Consider the following 15,910-nt stretch of genomic DNA (forward strand, 5'->3'; position numbering starts at 1 on the left):
AAGGTGTGCACGATGAGCCGCTCGATCCCTTCCACGGCGATCCGGCCGACCCGGCCGCCAACCTCGGCGACCCGGACGGTGACGAGTTCGACGAACTGTCGCCGGAGGAGCGGGAAGACCTCATGGAGGACCTCGGCGAGCTCGAGGTCTTCCAGGTTCTGCTGTCTCCGCGGGGCATTCGCGGGCTCGTCATCGACTGCCAGGACTGCCAGGAACCGCATTACTTCGACTGGGACCTGCTGCGCGGCAATCTGCGTCATCTGCTCGACTCCGGCCGGCCGCGTGTCCACGAGCCGGCGTACGATCCCGACCCCGATCACTACGTGAGCTGGGAGTACGCCCGCGGCTACAGCGACGCCGTGGCTGACCTCGCCGAGAACGGCTGATTGTCGCCTTCGTCCCGCAACGCGCCTAGCGCGCTGGGTCAGGAGGTCTCCTGATCCAGCGCGCGAGCGATGAGCTTGAGGGCAAGGCGTGAGGGGTAACGCCTTGGCCCGTCCCCGTGTGTCTGTACTTATGCGCTAGTTGACCAAGCCGGCCCGGAATCCGGCCGCCACGGCATGGGCCCGGTCCCGCGCGCCCAGCTTGCGGAACAACCGCCGGGCGTGGGTCTTGACCGTGTCCTCCGAGACGAACAGCTCCCGGCCGATCTCGGCGTTGCTGCGGCCGTCAGCCATGCCGCGTAAGACCTGCAGTTCCCGCTCGGTGAGGGTGGTCGAGCGGGTCGGGCGCAGCGGTGAGGGGAGCCGCGTGTCGTCCGGCAGGTCGGAGCGCTGAGCGGGAACCATGGTCGGCAGGCCGACGCTGCGCGTCGCCGCGGCGGGTGCGCCGTTGGCCGGCCAGCGCATGGTTCCACCCGGTACGCCCGGCCCGCCGTTGGTGGGGCGAGCGGCCCACGCCGGATCGGGTGGGCGGGCAGCCGGTGCGGTGGCGTACCGGACGATGACGAGCAGCAGGGCTTTGGCCGCCGCGCTGACGACGTCGCCGTCGGTTCCGCCGATGAGTCCACGCGCGCCGGCCTCTATCGCCGCCCGGGCGATCTGGGGGTCTTCGAGGCCGAAGAGCACCAGGGTGGCGCGGGGCGAGACCTGAAGCGCGCGACGGGTGAAGCCGACCGTGTCCGGCCGGGTGAGTGCCGTGTCCACCAGGATGATCTCGGCGGGCTCGGTCGTGAGCTGCGTGAGCGCGTCATGAGCGGTCACGGCGGTACGGACGGCGGGCATGACGCCGAGCCGTTGGGCACAGGTGGCGACGCCTTGTGCCGCCTGGGCGGAGCGGACGCATACGAGGACGGTCTGCACGGTGATCCCCCTCTCCTCTATGGAGGAGACCACGAGAAACACTGATCATTACGCGGTTTCGGGGGAAAGTGTCGAAAACTCTGTCACGCGCCGCCGGGTCGGGCGACCCAGGATGACCGGGACAGATGACTCCTGACAGACGACTGTAGGAGGAGTAACGTCTTTCGTCGGCCCCCCGTGTGGGTTCGCATGTCACGGCCCAGCCATGGGTATGGCACCACAGTGCGGAAAAATCGCGACGCGGCCAGCATCGGGAGGTGACCGATGACCAACGTACGTAGGCTCCCAGGTCCGATAGCGGACATCTGGGAGTGGCAACACGAGGGTGCCTGTCGGGGACGTGACAGTGCGCAGTTCTTCCACCCGGATGGCGAACGGGGCTCCTCACGGGGGCGCCGGGAGTCCGCGGCGAAGCAGGTGTGCCGTAATTGTCCCGTTCGCGCGGAATGCGCAGCCCACGCGCTCGTCACTCACGAGACCTACGGCGTCTGGGGCGGTTTCACCGAGACCGAGCGCCTCCGACTACAGATGATCGGCTGGAAGGACCTCGCCGACCGGCACAGCCACCAGGTCGACGTCCCCCGGCTCGAAGCCAGGCTGGCGCGGGGCATCCCCGCTCAACGCCACTGACCCCTGTTTCCATTCTCGGCAGCCCGAGGGCCAAGCGCCCTCGGGCTCGTCACGTCACGCGTACGCGGACGGAGTGCCAGCCGGTAGCACCGTCCGGCTCGACGGAACTGCGCTGCTCGGTCTGCGTCTGCCCGGTCGCATCGGTCGCACGAACGGTCAAGGTGTACTCGCCAGGCGTCGCCGACCAGGGCAACCGCCACTGCTTCCAGGTGTCGATCGAGACGGTGTCGAGCAGCTCGGCCTCCTGCCATCGGCCGGCCTGAGCCGCGGTGCTGATCTGCACCTCGACCTTGGCGACGCCGCGATGCTGCGCCCAGGCCACGCCGGCGATGGTCAGCTCACCGGCACGCTTCGACCCGGTCGGCGTGTCGATGCGCGACTGCGTCTTGATCGGCGCCTGCGCGGACCAGCCACGGCGTACCCAATAGGCGTCGAACTCGGCGAACGTGGTCACCTCCAGCTCGGTGATCCACTTGCAGGCGCTCACGTAGCCGTACAGGCCCGGCACCACCATGCGTACCGGGAAACCGTGCTCCACCGGCAGCGGCTCGCCGTTCATCCCGACCGCCAGCATCGCGTCCCGGCCGTCGAGCAACACCTGCGTCGGGGTGCCGCAGGTCCACCCGTCCACGGCCCGCTGCACCACCTGGTCCGCGCCCGCGTGCGGGGCCGCCCGCTCCAACAGGGTCTTGACGGGTACGCCGAGCCAGCGTGCGTTGCCGATCAGGTCGCCGCCGACCTCGTTGGATACGCAGGCCAAGGTCACGTAGCGCTCGATCATCGGCATCGCCAGGAGGTCGGCGAACGTGATCGTCAATTCGTGGTCGACCGCGCCGTGAATGCGCAGGTTCCAGGTGTCCGGATCGACCTGCGGCACGATCAGCGACGTGTCGATCCGGTAGAACTCCTTGTTGCTCGTCACATACCCAGCAGGCAATGTGGACGGTGCGGGGGCCGGGGAGCCTGCCGGCGCGGGCAGCTCGACCTGCGCGCGGGCTTCGGCCACCCCGCGCCGATCCGCGAGCGTTCGCCCGGCCAGGCCCGCGACCACGGCTCCGGCCGCCGTCAGCCCGGCCAGCTTCAGAAAGGTACGCCGATCGCCGCTCTCGGACTCGGATCGCTGCTCTGTGCGTACCAGTAGATAGAGAGTGAGCGCCGCGGCGGCGCCACCGGCCACCGAGGGCAGGACCCACGCGATCGTCGCGCCCTCGCGAGTGAGCGCAGCGACCGCCCCGACCAGCGCGAAGAGCGAGATGCCGGTGACGCCGAGGGCGACCGAGCGGCGGGCCAGCAGGCCGATGCCCGCCGCGATGAGCAGGAGTACGACGGCCGTGCCGGTCAGCAGGGCGAGCTTGTCGTTGGTGCCGAAAACGCTGATCGCGAACTGTTTGAGCCACTCGGGGACATGGTCGATCACCCAGCCGTCCACCGCGACCAGCGGCGCACTACGCGGCCCGGTGAAGACGGCGACCAGTTCGGCCAGGCCGACCGCGACGAGGGCGGCCGTCACCCCGGCGAAGGCGGCCCGAAGCTTCGTCATGCCCCCATTCTCACTCCGACCCCCGACCCCCGTCTCTTACAAAAGCCTTAACCGGTACGCCGAAGGGCGCCGCGGAATCCCGCGACGCCCTTCGGACCGGACCGATCAGAAACCCGGACCGTGCTGGTGGCCGTGCCCGTGCGAGTGCCCGTGGCCGTTGGCCGGGGCCTCCTCCTTGGGCTTCTCGACCACGAGCGACTCGGTGGTCAGCAGCAGCCCCGCGATGGAGGCGGCGTTGACGACCGCGTTGCGGGTCACCTTCACCGGGTCGACGATGCCGGTCTTGACGAGGTCCACATAGGAACCGTTCGCCGCGTCCAGGCCCTCGCCCCAGCCGCTCTCGCGGACCTTCTGCACGACGACGTAGCCGTCGTGCCCGGCGTTCTGGGCGATCCAGCGCAGCGGCTCGTCCAACGCCTTGCGCACGATCGAGACGCCGATGGCCTCGTCGCCGGTCAGGCCGATGCCCTCGTCGAGCACGGTGGCGATCTGCGCCAGCGCGGCGCCGCCACCGGGCACGATGCCCTCCTCGACCGCCGCGCGGGTCGCCGAGATGGCGTCCTCGATGCGGTGCTTGCGCTCCTTCAGCTCGACCTCGGTGGCCGCGCCGACCTTGATCACCGCGACGCCGCCGGCCAGCTTGGCCAGCCGCTCCTGCAGCTTCTCCCGGTCCCAGTCGGAGTCGGACGCCGCGATCTCGGCCCGGATCTGGTCGACCCGGCCCTTGACCTCGCCCTCGGACCCGTTGCCGTCGACGAGCGTCGTCGTGTCCTTGTCCACGACGATTCGCCGGGCCTGGCCGAGCTGCTCCAGGCCGACCGCGTCGAGCTTGTAGCCCAGCTCGGGCGCGATCAGCTCACCACCGGTGAGGATCGCCAGGTCCTGCAGCATCGCCTTGCGGCGGTCGCCGAACGCCGGAGCCTTGACCGCGCAGACCTTGACGGTCTTGCGGATCGCGTTGACCACGAGCGTCGACAGCGCCTGGCCGTCGACGTCCTCGGCCACGATCAGCAGCGGGCGGTTGGCCTGCACGACCTTCTCGAGCACCGGCAGGAGTTCCTCGATGGCCGAGATCTTCTGCGTGGTGATCAGCAGGTAGGCGTCCTCCAGGACCGCCTCGCCCGCCTCCGCGTCGGTGGTGAAGTGCGGCGAGATGAAGCCCTTGTCGAACTGCAGACCCTCGGTGACCTCAAGCTCGGTCTGCATGGTCGAGCCGTCCTCGACGGTGATGACACCGTCACGGCCCACCCGCTCCATCGCCTCGGCGATCAGATCGCCGATCGTCGCGTCCTGCGCCGAGATCGTCGCCACCTGGGCGATCTCCTGGCGGTCGTTCACCTGCACGGCCTTGCCGAGCAGTTCCTCGCTCACCCGCGCGGCCGCGATGTCGATGCCCCGCTTGAGGCCCGACGGGTTCGTCCCGGCGGTGACGTTGCGCAGACCCTCGTGGACCATGGCCTGGGCGAGGACGGTCGCGGTCGTCGTGCCGTCGCCGGCGACGTCGTTCGTCTTGGTCGCGACCTCCTTGACCAGTGCCGCACCCAGGTTCTCGTACGGGTTGGTCAGCTCGATCTCCTTGGCGATGGTCACGCCGTCATTGGTGATCGTCGGAGCCCCGAACTTCTTGTCCAGCACGACGTTGCGTCCGCGCGGGCCGAGGGTGACCTTGACCGCGTCGGCGAGCGCGTCGACTCCGTGCTCGAGCAGGTGCCGGGCGTCATCCGAGAAGCTCAGAATCTTCGCCATTCTCACTCCTTCATCGCGATGGCCCGGCGCCCCTGGTTAGGCAGGGTCGCCGGGCCATCGGCCGGGTCACTTCTCGATGACCGCGAGGACGTCGCGGGCGGAGAGCACCAGGTACTCCTCGCCGGCGTACTTGATCTCGGTGCCGCCGTACTTCGAGTAGACGACGGTGTCGCCGACCTGCACGTCGACCGGGATCCGAGCGCCCTTGTCGTCGAAGCGGCCGGGGCCGACGGCGAGGACGGTGCCCTCCTGCGGCTTCTCCTTGGCGGTGTCGGGGATAACGAGCCCCGACGCGGTGGTCGTCTCAGCCTCGTTCGCCTGGACCAGGATGCGGTCCTCGAGCGGCCTGATCGCAACCTTCGTCGCGGTAGTCACGAGCATACCCTCCTGGGGTATCAGTAATCGCTGTCTCTCCACCCTCCGCAGCGGCACCGTCGTCGCGGGTGCCGGGCCGCCGTGGCTGGCTGGTGCCCTGGTGGCACTTGTCATTCTTAGCACCCTCAGGAGGAGAGTGCTAAACCGAAGGTTATGACGTGGCTAGCACTCAGTCAAGGAGAGTGCCAGTACGATCCCCCGAGTGGACTCCGAACAGCTCGCCGCGCTGCGCTCCCGCGAAGGGATCGCCGCCCTGGCCGACGCGGAGAAGCTGATCGACACGGATCGGCTCGCCGCCATCAGCACCTTGCGTTCCCACGGGTACGCCGCGGAGGTCGCCGGCGCGGCGCTCACCCAGGCCGTCCTCCGGGCCCGAGCAGTAGCCAAGTTCGGCGCGGACGCCAGTCGCATGCTCTTCACCCAGGCCGGCCTGGAACAGGCGACCCGGCCGATCGTCGCCACCCGGCGCGCCGCGCGGCTCGCTCAGGCGGGCGTACGCCGGGTGACCGATCTCGGCTGCGGAATCGGCTCGGACGCCATCGCGATGGCGCGAGCGGGAATCGCGGTGCACGCCGTCGACGCCGATCCGGTGACCGCCGACCTGGCCGCCCACAACCTGGCGGCGCTCGGCTTGGACGCCGTCGTGACCTGCGCCGACGTACGCGATGTGCCATTGCACGACGCCGGTGCGGCCTTCTGCGACCCGGCTCGCCGGCAATCCGGCACAGGCGTACGCCGAACTCGCCGGATTTTCCGTCCGGAGGACTACTCGCCGCCCTGGGACTGGGTCGCGCAGCTGCCCTCGCAAGTCCCCTACACCGTGCTGAAGCTGGCGCCGGGCTTCCCTGCGGAGCTGCTGCCCGGCGACTGCGAACTGGAGCTGACCAGCGTCGACGGCGACGTCGTGGAGGCTGCCGCCTGGTTCGGGCCGCTGGCTCGCGTACCGCGACGGGCGTCGGTCCTGAAACATCGGTCGGTGCACGAGCTGACCGGTTCGGGCACGTTGGCGGGACCGGTCGGCCCGGTCGGCGCGTACCTCTACGACCCGGACGGCGCGGTCGTGCGCTCCCACCTCGTGGCGGAGTTCGCCCGGACCGTCGACGGAAACCTCGGCGACCCGGACATCGCGTACGTGTGGACCTCTGCCTGTCTTCCGACGCCGTTCGGGCGCTGCTTCGCCGTCGACGAGGTGCTGCCGTTCTCGCTCAAGCGACTGCGCGCGGCGCTACGCGACCGGGGCGTCGGGCGGCTGGAGATCCTGAAACGCGGATCCGCCCTCGACGTCGAACAACTGCGGCGCGACCTGCGGCTGTCCGGCGACGCCGAGGCGAGCCTGCTGCTGACCAAGGTCGCCGGGCGGCCGGTGGCGGTGATCGCCCACGCTGTTCCCTAGACTCGCGGGGTGGCAAGCCAAGGGACCCCGGCGACCGCGCTGCTGACCAAGCAGAAGATCGCGCACACGTTGCACCCGTACGACGTGTCCCCCGACGCGCCGAACTATGGCGCGCTCGTCGCCGACGCCATCGGAGCGGACCCGGCTCGTGTCTTCAAGACGCTGGTCACCGAGGTCGACGGCGGGCTGACGGTGGCCGTCGTCCCGGTCACCGGCGAACTAGACCTCAAGGCGCTCGCCTCGGCCGCCGGCGGCAAGCGGGCCGCGATGGCCGACCGTGCGGTCGCTGAGCGTACGACCGGGTATGTCCGAGGTGGCATCAGCCCGCTCGGCCAGCGCAAACGGCTGCCGACCGTGATCGACGCGACCGCCCTGGCCGGGTCCACCGTGTACGTCAGCGCCGGCAAGCGGGGCTTGCAGGTGCAGTTGTCGCCCGACGACCTCGTACGCCTCACCGGCGCGACGGTCGCACCCATCGCCTCCGCTTAGCGCATTCACCGGAGCAAGAAATGATCTAGGCGAGAAACGGCGGCCTGGGCAGCCATTTCTCGCCTAGATCGACAGGCCCGCTTACGCGGTGACTCGCCTAGATCCACAAGCCCGCTTACGCGGTGACGAGTTCCGGTGAGGCGGTGGCAGCTGGGGCGGGCCGCCGATCCATCTCCCGCCAGAACTTCCCGATGAACGGGGCGAGCGTCGCGACCAGGTACGCCGTCCCGCAGATCACCAGGGCGAGCTGGGCGCTGTACTCGCCGAGCCAGCCGGCCAGCAGGGCGCCGAGCGGCATCCCGGCGAACCCGACCGCCGACCCCAGCCCCTGTACGCGAGCCTGCAGGTGCTCGGGCACCCGCTCGTACATCACGGCCGAGAGGATGGGGTTCACCGCGGCGATGGAGAGCCCGTTGATCAGGCCGAGGACCACGATCGACCAGCCCGGCGCATCGAAGGCGAGGAAGAAGAAGCGCGGCGCGCCGGCGATCAGGAAGCCCACGGCGAACAGCGCCCAGCGGGGCAGCTTCGGAGCCAGGAAGCCGAACGCGATGTTGCCGAGGACCGCGCCCAGCCCGAACGAGCCACCGACCAGGCCGATGCCGATGGGCGTACCGAAGATGTCTCGGGCCCACAGCGGCACCAGCACTGCGCTGAACCCCTGGTCCAGCATGTTCGTCACGAAGAGCATGAGGATCAGCCCCAACACGAGACGGTCGCCCCGCAGGTACGCCAGCCCGCCCCGCAAGGCCACCCCATAGGGCTCGGTCACGCGGTCTACCTTCCCCGGTACGCGTACCAGCAGCCCGACGAGGATCGCGCACAGCCCGAACGACGCCGCGTCGAGCAGCAGCACGTCGGCGGCGTCGCCGAGCCAGACGATCAGCGGCCCGGCGAGGATCCCGCCGATCAGCCCGGCGGCCCGGCTGGTGCCGTCGACGAGGGTGGCCGCCCGGGTCATCTCGACCCCGGACTTCGCCACGACCTGCGGGAACATCGCACCCCGCTTGGCGGTGTCGCCGAAGCCGCGAAGCAGCCCGGCGACCGCGACGAGCAGCGTCAGGAGGGGCAGGCCGAGCCCGCCGGACTGGTGGAGCAGCGGAATCGCCCCGATCACCACCACGCTGAGCAGGTCGGCGACGATGGAGATCCGGCGGCCGCCGACCTTGTCGATGACCGGCCCGCCTAGTGCGCAGGCCAGCACGTAGGGAACCAGTTCGGCCGCGCCGACGAGGCCGGTCTTGGCGGCACTGCCGGTGGTGACGAGCACGAGCCAGGGCAGCGCGATCATGGACATCCGGCTGCCGAGCAACGACAGGGTGCTGGCGAGCAGCAGGCCGGCGAGGGGTGCGCGACGGTTCATCGTCAGTTCTCCTCAGTGGGGGTGGCCGGGCTGGAGTCGGCGGAATCCGCGGCGGTACGCCCCAGGAGGGGCATGATGTTGAGCTGGACCTCGACGCGCTCGGCGCCCTCGGGAACGGGCTGCTCGTAGTACGGGCGGTAGTCCTTCAGGATGTCGAGCAGCCTCTTGGTGAGCTCGGTCGCCTCGTCCGACGTCAGCAGCAGGGCGTAGTCGTTGAGTCCCATCGCGTCGTCCCACTCGGGCGGGAGGGCGACCGACTCGCCGAGCCAGCGGTCGACGCGCTCCGCGCTGGCGGCGGCGATGGCGCGCATGTAGATCTCGGTCTCGAGCGGCGCCTCCCGGGCGGCCGGCGTTTCGAGGGTGGTCGACCGGTGGCTCGACCGCCACCAGCGCTCGCGACCGGTGCCGAGGGAGGCGTCCTCCTCGACGAAGCCGTACTGCGCGAGCTGCCGCAGGTGGTAGCTGGTCACCCCGCTCGACTGCCCGATGCGCTCGGCCAGCTTCGTGGCGGTCGACGGCCCCTCGCTGCGGAGCAGCCCCAGCAGGCGTACGCGGATCGGGTGCGCGATGCCCTTGAGGGTGTGGGCGCTCAGGTGGATCCGGCTCTCCTCGGTCATACTGCAAAGATAGTTCTGCAAAGAGATCTTTGCAAGCGCTTCTTTGCAATCAGTCTCGCGGCAGAGTCGGGCGCACAAGCAGAGGCGAAACAAGCAGATCAGGGATCCGGGTCGAATCTTGGAGCAAGATTCGACCCAGATCCCTGATCCAGCGCCAAGAGGGGCACCGAAGGGGCGCGAAAACTAGGCTTGCCAGGAGCGCCAGAGGGCGGCGTACGAGCCGTCGGCGGCCACGAGTTCGTCGTGCGACCCGAGTTCGGCGATCCGCCCGTCCTCCACCACGGCCACCCGGTCGGCGTCGTGCGCGGAGAACAGCCGGTGCGCGATGGCCACGACGGTCCGCCCGTCGAGCACAGCGGCCAGCGACCGTTCCAGGTGCCGGGCCGCTCGCGGATCGATCAGCGACGTCGCCTCGTCGAGGACGAGGGTGTGCGGGTCGGCCAGCACCAGCCGGGCCAGCGCCAGTTGCTGGGCCTGGGCCGGGGGCACCGTGAAGGCGCCCTGCCCGACCTCGGTCTCCAGTCCGTCCGGCAGCTCGGCGACCCAGTCGGCGAGGTCCACGGCGGACAGGGCTCGCCACAGCTCCGGGTCGGTCGCCGACGGACGCGCCAGCAACAGGTTGTCGCGGAGCGTACCGAGGAAGACGTGGTGCTCCTGGGTGACCAGGGCGACCTCGCCTCGGCGTACCGGCAGCGGCAGGTCGGCCAGCGGCGCCCCGCCGACGGTGACCGAGCCCGCGGTGGGCGGATGGATGCCGGCCAGCAGGCGACCCAGCGTCGACTTCCCGGCGCCGGACGGGCCGACCATCGCCAACCGCTCCCCCGGCCGCAGGGTCAGGTCGATGCCGTGCAGCACCGGGCGACCCTCCACGTAGGAGTAGGTGACACCGGTCGCCACCAGGTCGGAGCCCACGGGCTGCGTCGCGGTGGAGGACGGCTCACCGGCGGCGAGGCTGACGCCGACGAGGCGGGCCAGGGCCGCCCCGCCGACCTGGATCTCGTCCAGCCATTCGAGCGCGTGCTCGATCGGCCGGACCATCAGCTGCACGTACGCCACGGCGGCGGCGAGTTCGCCGATGGACACCCAGCCCTGGAAGTAGAACGCGCCGCCGAGGACCAGGGTGGCCGTGATCGAGATGTAGAAGCCCGCGTCGATCGTCGGGAACAGGATCGTCCGCAACCGCAGCGTGAACCGCTCAGCGGCGTACGACTGGGAGATCTTGGCGTCGATGTCGGCCCGCCGCCGCCCCCCGAAGCCGAAGGCCTCGCTGGTCCGCGCGCCCTCGACCGTCTCCGCGAGGGAGTCGGTGACGTCCGCGTAGGCCGCGTTCTCGCGCAGATAGCCCGGTGTGGCCCGGCCGAGGTACCAGCGCGCGATGACGATCAGGATCGGCGCGCCGAGCAGGCACGGCAGCGCGAGTTTCCAGTTGTTGAGGACGAGCGCCCCAGCGGACAGGATGGCGGTCACCACGGCGACGAAGAGTTCCGGCACGCCCCGGCGCACGCTGTGGTTGAGCGAGCCGACGTCCCGGGAGGCCCGGGTCATCAGGTCGCCGGTGCCGGCACGCTCCACAGTCGACAGCGGTACGCCGAGCACCCCGTCGACGAACTCCTCGCGGATGTCGGCGAGCATGCGTTCGCCGAAGCGGGCCGCGGCGTAGACGGCGAACCGGATGAACACCGCGTTCGCCAGCACCGCCAGCACGATGGCCAGGGCCAGCAGATCGACCCGCCCCCGCGTGCCGTGCTCGGCGACGGTGTCGATGAGTGAGCCGAGCAGCGCGGGCGCGAACAACCCGGCGACGGCGGCCAGCGCGTGCAGGAGCACGACCAGCCCCAACGCCGACCGGTGCTCGCGCAACAGGCGCAGCGCGTAGGCCCGGACGACCGGCCCGGTGGCTATCGGCAGGATCTCCCGGCTCATCAGGCGTCCTCTCCCCGGGTCACGACGGCCCGATAGCGCGGTTCGGTCCGCAGCAGCTCACGATGCGTGCCCTCGGCGACGAGCTTGCCGTCCTCGAGGTAGATCACCTTGTCGGCGCGGTCGAGGACCAGCGGGCTGGTGCTCGCGACCACCGTCGAGCGCAGGCCACGCTCGGCGCGATAGGGCCCGATCCGGGCGGCGACGCGCGCCTCGGTGTGCGCGTCGACCGCGCTGGTCGGCTCCACCAGCAGCAGCATCGGCGGGTCGGCGAGCAGCGCGCGGGCCAGCCGCAGCCGCTGCTGCTGACCGCCGGAGAACTCCCGGCCGCGCTCGGCCACGAAACTGTCCAGGCCCGTGGGCAGCGCGTCGACGATGTCCGTCGCGCTCGCCGCCGTCAGCGCCGCGCGAATCTCGTCGTCAGTAGCCGCCCGCGGGCCGCCGGCCTTCGGGTCCAGTTCCGCGCGCAACTCACCGCTGAACAACCGCGCGTCGTTGTCACCCACGAGGATGACCTCACGGATCGCGCGCTTGGCCATGTCCTCCAGTGGTACGCCGTCAGCAGTGACCGAGCTGTCGGCGTAGCGGCCGAGGCGATCCATGACGACGGCGGCGTCCTCGGGTTTGGCGCTGGCGATCGCGGTGAACCGGCCGGCCTCGATCGTGACGCCCGATTCCGGATCGTGGAGGTCGACGGCGCTCGTCGGCGGCATGGCCCGGTCGAGCGCCCCGGGCTCCTCGATCTCCGGCTGCATCTGCAGGAGGTAGACCATGCGCCGGGCGGCCACGAGACCCCGGGTGACCTTGTCGACCAGTTCGACGATCGTCCGCAGCGGCACCAGCAGGAACGCGGCGTACCCGTAGAAGCTGAACAGCTGGCCCACCTGGATGTCGCCGGCGAGCGCGAACCGGGCGCCGAGCCAGGTGACCAGCGCGACGAACAGACCGGGCAGCAGCACCTGGGCGGCTTCGAGTAGCGCGTCGACCTTGCCCACGCGGACGCCCTCGGTCCGCAGCTTCTGCGACTGGTCCCGATAGCCGGCGGCGAACACGGACTCGCCGCCGACGCCCCGCAGCACCCGCAGGCCCGCGACGATGTCCCCGGCCCGGCTGATCAGCTTGCCCTGCTGCTCCCGGTACGCCGCCTGCCGAGTGTGCAGCGGCCGGATCAGCAGCGCGACCGCCGACATCATCAGCGGTACGCCGATCAGCACGACCAGCCCGAGCTGGAACGACGTCGTCAGCAGGATGATCGAGACGACCACGATCGCGACGACCGCGCCCGAGCCCCGCAGCATGATGTCGAGCGCGCCGCCGATGTGGCTGACGTCCGAGTTGCCGATGCTGACGACCTCACCGGTGGCGATGCGCTTGGGCAGCGTGGCGCCGAGGCGGTTGGCCGAGTCGACGGTCAGCTGGATCGTCCGGTACGCCGCCCGCAGCCAGTTGTAGACCGCGAACCGGTGCCGCATGATGTTCGCCCACGCGGTGATGGCGCTGAGCAGCACGAAAACGCCGGCCCACCGCAGTAGGCCGGCGAAGTCCGGGGCGTCGATGGCGCGGCCGATGGCGGCCGGGCCGAGGGCCATCGCGACCATCCAGATGATGCCGAGCGACATCCCGACGGCCATCGTCGGCCACTGCTTGCGCCAGAGCCAGAACAGGTAGTGCGCCGGTGACCGGCTGTCGGGACGGCCGGGTTCAGGTTCGGGGAGGGGTTTGCGTAAGGGGCGGCGCACAGCGCGGACATTACGAGATCGGCCCGCCGCGCGGCAACCGGTTTTCGCCTCGGACTGGGTGCCCGGATAGGCTGTTCGTCGTGCTTGTCCTCGTTGTCGACACCGCCACCCCCGCCATCACGGCCGCGGTGGCCGAAGTCACGCCCACGGACGTCATCATTCGAGCCGAACGGGTGACAGTCGACGGCAAGAAGCACGGCGAACTCCTGGCCCCGCAGATCGACGCCGCCCTCGCCGAGTCCGGGGTCAAGCCCCGGGAGTTGACCGCGATCGTGGCCGGCGTCGGGCCCGGCCCGTTCACCGGGCTGCGCGTCGGTCTGATGACGGCGGCCTCCATCGGCGAGGCGCTCGGCATCCCGACGTACGCCGTGTGCAGCCTCGACGGGCTGGGCGCCACGACCTCCGGCACCGCCCTGGTCGCGACGGACGCCCGACGACGCGAGGTCTACTGGGCGGCGTACTCGGACGGGGAGCGCGTCGACGGTCCCCATGTCGCCAAGCCCGCCGACGTCGCCCAGACGGTCGCCGACCACGCCGTCGGCGAAGGCGCCCGGAAGTACGCCGATCAGCTCGGCCTCGCCGTCAGCCCGGAGGCGCCGGACCATCCCTCGGCCGAGTGGCTGGCCCGGCTCGCCGCCGCGCGCGTCCGGGAGAACGCCCCGTCCGAGCGGCTGACCCCGCTCTACCTGCGCCGTCCGGACGCGGTCGAGCCGGGAGCCCCCAAGAGGGTGTCATGACCGGCCGTAGGTCGGGCATCGGCTGGCACAGTCTTGGTCACGCGAGCGCCGGCCGCAGGGCGGTGATCGCATGACTTTCGCGTTGGGGCGGCTGCGGTGGTGGCAGATCGCCGACCTGCTGCCGATCGAGGCAGACCTCTTCGGAGCCGAGGCGTGGACGGCCGGCATGTTCTGGAACGAACTCGCCAACGGCCACCTCTACCTGGCCGCCACCGAGGGCGGCGCGGTCCTGGGCTATGCCGGGCTGGCGTTGAGCCCGCCGGACGAGGCCTGGATCAACAACGTCGCCGTCCGCCGCGACGCCCAGCGCCGCGGGATCGGCCGGGCCCTGGTCGCCGCACTGCTCGACGTGGCGAGCCGGGCCGGGGTGGAGCAGACCTTGCTGGAGGTCGCCGCCGACAACAAGCCCGCGCAGGCGCTCTACACCGACTTCGGTTTCGAGACGGTGGGTGTCCGCAAGGGGTACTACCAGCCGAGCAACACCGACGCGTGGGTCATGCGCCGGATCGAACCGTGACAGCCGTGGAGGGGTCCCCGTGAAGTCAGAGCCGCTGGTCCTGGGCATCGAGACGAGCTGCGACGAGACCGGCGTCGGCATCGTCCGGGGGCATACGCTGCTCGGCGAGGCGCTGGCGTCCAGTGTGGACGAGCACGCCCGGTTCGGCGGGGTGGTGCCCGAGGTGGCCAGCCGCGCCCACCTGGAGGCGATGATCCCCACCATGGAACGGGCGCTGGACCAGGCCGGGGTGACCCTGGCCGACGTCGACGCGATCGCGGTGACCGCCGGGCCGGGTCTGGCCGGAGCACTCCTGGTCGGCGTCGCCGCCGCGAAGGGGTACGCGCTCGCCGCCGAGAAGCCGATCTACGGCGTGAACCACCTCGCCGCCCACGTCGCCGTGGACACCCTGGAACACGGGCCGCTGCCGGAGCCCGCCATCGCCCTGCTCGTCTCCGGCGGCCACTCGTCGCTGCTGATGGTCAACGACCTCGCGCGCGGGGTCACCCCGTTGGGCGCCACCATCGACGACGCCGCCGGTGAGGCCTTCGACAAGGTGGCCCGCCTGCTCGGGCTCCCGTTCCCCGGTGGACCGTGGATCGACAAGGCCGCCCGCGACGGCGACGGCGTGTCGATCACCTTCCCGCGCGGCCTGACGGCGGCGAAGGACCTGGCGACGCACCGCTTCGACTTCTCGTTCTCCGGACTCAAGACGGCGGTCGCCCGCTGGGTCGAAGCCCGGGAGAAGTCCGGCGAGCCGGTGCCGGTCGCCGACGTCGCGGCCTCGTTCCAGGAGGCCGTCTGCGACGTGCTGACGAACAAGGCGATCGACGCCTGCCGGGCCAACGGCATCGAGACGCTGGTCATCGGAGGTGGCGTCGCCGCCAACTCGCGGCTCCGGGTGCTCGCCGAAGAACGGGCCGCCAAATACGGGATCTCGGTACGCGTACCGCGGCCGAAGTTGTGCACCGACAACGGCGCGATGGTCGCCGCCCTCGGCTCACACCTCGTGGCCTCGGGAATCGCGCCCAGCCGCCTCGACCTTCCGGCCGATTCCGCAATGCCGCTCACGTTGGTGGTCGCATGACTGCTACGTTGCCAGGCGTGATCGTGCGCATGTGGGAGATCCGGGCGTACCCCCACCACTTCCCGGAACTGCTCAGCTGGGTGTGCGACATCGCCGTACCCGGCCTGGAGATCCAGCCGTTGCACGTGTCGACCGAGATCTTCTCCTCGGCCGACGGCCGGATCGTCGTCATGTCCCGGTGGCGGGGCGAGCCCACGCCGCTGCCCGACCCGCCGCGCGACCTCGTGGCCCGGTCGGCGCACAGCTGGGACTTCACGCCTGTCGATCGCTGACCGCGATCTCCCGGATGCAGTGTTGCCCTGCCGGCGCAGGTACCTCTGGCCGGCAGCCGATCGCTGACCGCTCGTGTTAGCTGCGGATCACGGTTACGCGTGCTTCCGGCGGCCTTGGGCTCAAGGGGTGGTCGCAACACTGCCTTCGTGGAGCTTACGGGCGAGGGTTTCGGCGGGGGTGTAGAAGCCGAGGGCTTTGCGGGGC

At 70.6% G+C, this 15,910-nt stretch carries 16 protein-coding genes; 8 read left to right on the forward strand and 8 right to left on the reverse strand.

Annotated elements, in window-relative coordinates:
• The first annotated feature begins 5 nt into the window (after positions 1–5).
• Positions 6–386 carry a DUF5319 domain-containing protein gene (locus AB0M47_RS29740; protein ID WP_253760041.1) on the forward strand — a complete coding sequence of 127 codons (381 nt, stop codon included), beginning with the start codon at positions 6–8 and terminating at the stop codon, positions 384–386.
• A 135-nt stretch (positions 387–521) separates the two neighbouring features.
• On the opposite strand, the gene AB0M47_RS29745 is transcribed toward AB0M47_RS29740, so the two are convergent.
• Complete coding sequence (locus tag AB0M47_RS29745) at positions 522–1,301, reverse strand: response regulator transcription factor (protein WP_363419859.1); 780 nt, start codon at positions 1,299–1,301, stop codon at positions 522–524.
• Positions 1,302–1,565: 264 nt separating this feature from the next.
• On the opposite strand from AB0M47_RS29745, the gene AB0M47_RS29750 reads away from it, so the two are divergent.
• On the forward strand, positions 1,566–1,931 hold the full coding sequence (locus tag AB0M47_RS29750) for a WhiB family transcriptional regulator (RefSeq protein WP_253760039.1): 366 nt from the start codon (positions 1,566–1,568) through the stop codon (positions 1,929–1,931).
• A gap of 49 nt (positions 1,932–1,980) precedes the next feature.
• Here the strand turns inward: AB0M47_RS29750 and AB0M47_RS29755 are convergent, their stop codons facing one another.
• The 3 genes from AB0M47_RS29755 to groES form a co-directional block, all read right to left on the reverse strand.
• Positions 1,981–3,471, reverse strand: coding sequence for a molybdopterin-dependent oxidoreductase (locus AB0M47_RS29755; RefSeq protein WP_363419861.1), 1,491 nt, complete (start codon positions 3,469–3,471; stop codon positions 1,981–1,983).
• Positions 3,472–3,576: 105 nt separating this feature from the next.
• Positions 3,577–5,217 carry a chaperonin GroEL gene (gene groL, locus AB0M47_RS29760; RefSeq protein WP_363419863.1) on the reverse strand — a complete coding sequence of 547 codons (1,641 nt, stop codon included), beginning with the start codon at positions 5,215–5,217 and terminating at the stop codon, positions 3,577–3,579.
• 66 nt (positions 5,218–5,283) lie between these two features.
• The gene (gene groES / locus AB0M47_RS29765) at positions 5,284–5,598 is read right to left on the reverse strand and encodes a co-chaperone GroES (protein WP_253760036.1); all 315 of its coding nucleotides are present in this window, start codon (positions 5,596–5,598) and stop codon (positions 5,284–5,286) included.
• 196 nt (positions 5,599–5,794) lie between these two features.
• Between groES and AB0M47_RS29770 the strand changes: the two genes are divergently transcribed.
• Positions 5,795–6,985, forward strand: coding sequence for a class I SAM-dependent methyltransferase (locus AB0M47_RS29770; RefSeq protein ID WP_363419865.1), 1,191 nt, complete (start codon positions 5,795–5,797; stop codon positions 6,983–6,985).
• A gap of 9 nt (positions 6,986–6,994) precedes the next feature.
• Positions 6,995–7,474, forward strand: a complete 480-nt coding sequence (ybaK, locus tag AB0M47_RS29775) for a Cys-tRNA(Pro) deacylase (protein ID WP_363419867.1) — start codon at positions 6,995–6,997, stop codon at positions 7,472–7,474.
• Positions 7,475–7,589: 115 nt separating this feature from the next.
• On the opposite strand, the gene AB0M47_RS29780 is transcribed toward ybaK, so the two are convergent.
• The 4 genes from AB0M47_RS29780 to AB0M47_RS29795 all read right to left on the reverse strand — a co-directional run bounded on the left by AB0M47_RS29780 (position 7,590) and on the right by AB0M47_RS29795 (position 13,113).
• Positions 7,590–8,837: an MFS transporter gene (locus AB0M47_RS29780; RefSeq protein WP_363419869.1), complete on the reverse strand. Its 1,248-nt coding sequence runs from the start codon at positions 8,835–8,837 to the stop codon at positions 7,590–7,592.
• A gap of 2 nt (positions 8,838–8,839) precedes the next feature.
• The gene (locus AB0M47_RS29785; RefSeq protein WP_363419871.1) at positions 8,840–9,454 is read right to left on the reverse strand and encodes a helix-turn-helix domain-containing protein; all 615 of its coding nucleotides are present in this window, start codon (positions 9,452–9,454) and stop codon (positions 8,840–8,842) included.
• A 183-nt stretch (positions 9,455–9,637) separates the two neighbouring features.
• Positions 9,638–11,377, reverse strand: a complete 1,740-nt coding sequence (locus tag AB0M47_RS29790) for an ABC transporter ATP-binding protein (protein WP_363419873.1) — start codon at positions 11,375–11,377, stop codon at positions 9,638–9,640.
• Entirely contained in the window at positions 11,377–13,113 is a 1,737-nt protein-coding gene (locus AB0M47_RS29795) for an ABC transporter ATP-binding protein (protein WP_363419875.1), read from the reverse strand. The genes AB0M47_RS29790 and AB0M47_RS29795 overlap by 1 nt, the downstream gene beginning before the upstream one ends.
• Positions 13,114–13,193: 80 nt before the next feature.
• Here AB0M47_RS29795 and tsaB point away from each other — a divergent pair, with 80 nt between their 5' ends.
• The 4 genes from tsaB (at position 13,194) to AB0M47_RS29815 (ending at position 15,705) form a co-directional block, all read left to right on the forward strand.
• A complete protein-coding gene (gene tsaB / locus AB0M47_RS29800; RefSeq protein WP_363419877.1) occupies positions 13,194–13,850 on the forward strand; it encodes a tRNA (adenosine(37)-N6)-threonylcarbamoyltransferase complex dimerization subunit type 1 TsaB in 657 nt (218 codons plus the stop codon).
• A gap of 70 nt (positions 13,851–13,920) precedes the next feature.
• A complete protein-coding gene (rimI, locus tag AB0M47_RS29805; RefSeq protein ID WP_363419879.1) occupies positions 13,921–14,367 on the forward strand; it encodes a ribosomal protein S18-alanine N-acetyltransferase in 447 nt (148 codons plus the stop codon).
• Between the two features lie 19 nt (positions 14,368–14,386).
• The gene (gene tsaD, locus AB0M47_RS29810; RefSeq protein WP_363419881.1) at positions 14,387–15,433 is read left to right on the forward strand and encodes a tRNA (adenosine(37)-N6)-threonylcarbamoyltransferase complex transferase subunit TsaD; all 1,047 of its coding nucleotides are present in this window, start codon (positions 14,387–14,389) and stop codon (positions 15,431–15,433) included.
• 17 nt (positions 15,434–15,450) lie between these two features.
• Positions 15,451–15,705 carry a hypothetical protein gene (locus AB0M47_RS29815; protein ID WP_253760027.1) on the forward strand — a complete coding sequence of 85 codons (255 nt, stop codon included), beginning with the start codon at positions 15,451–15,453 and terminating at the stop codon, positions 15,703–15,705.
• Positions 15,706–15,910 lie beyond the last annotated feature (205 nt).

The organism is Hamadaea sp. NPDC051192 (genome assembly GCF_040682475.1).
Taxonomy (GTDB): Bacteria; Actinomycetota; Actinomycetes; order Mycobacteriales; family Micromonosporaceae; genus Hamadaea; species Hamadaea flava.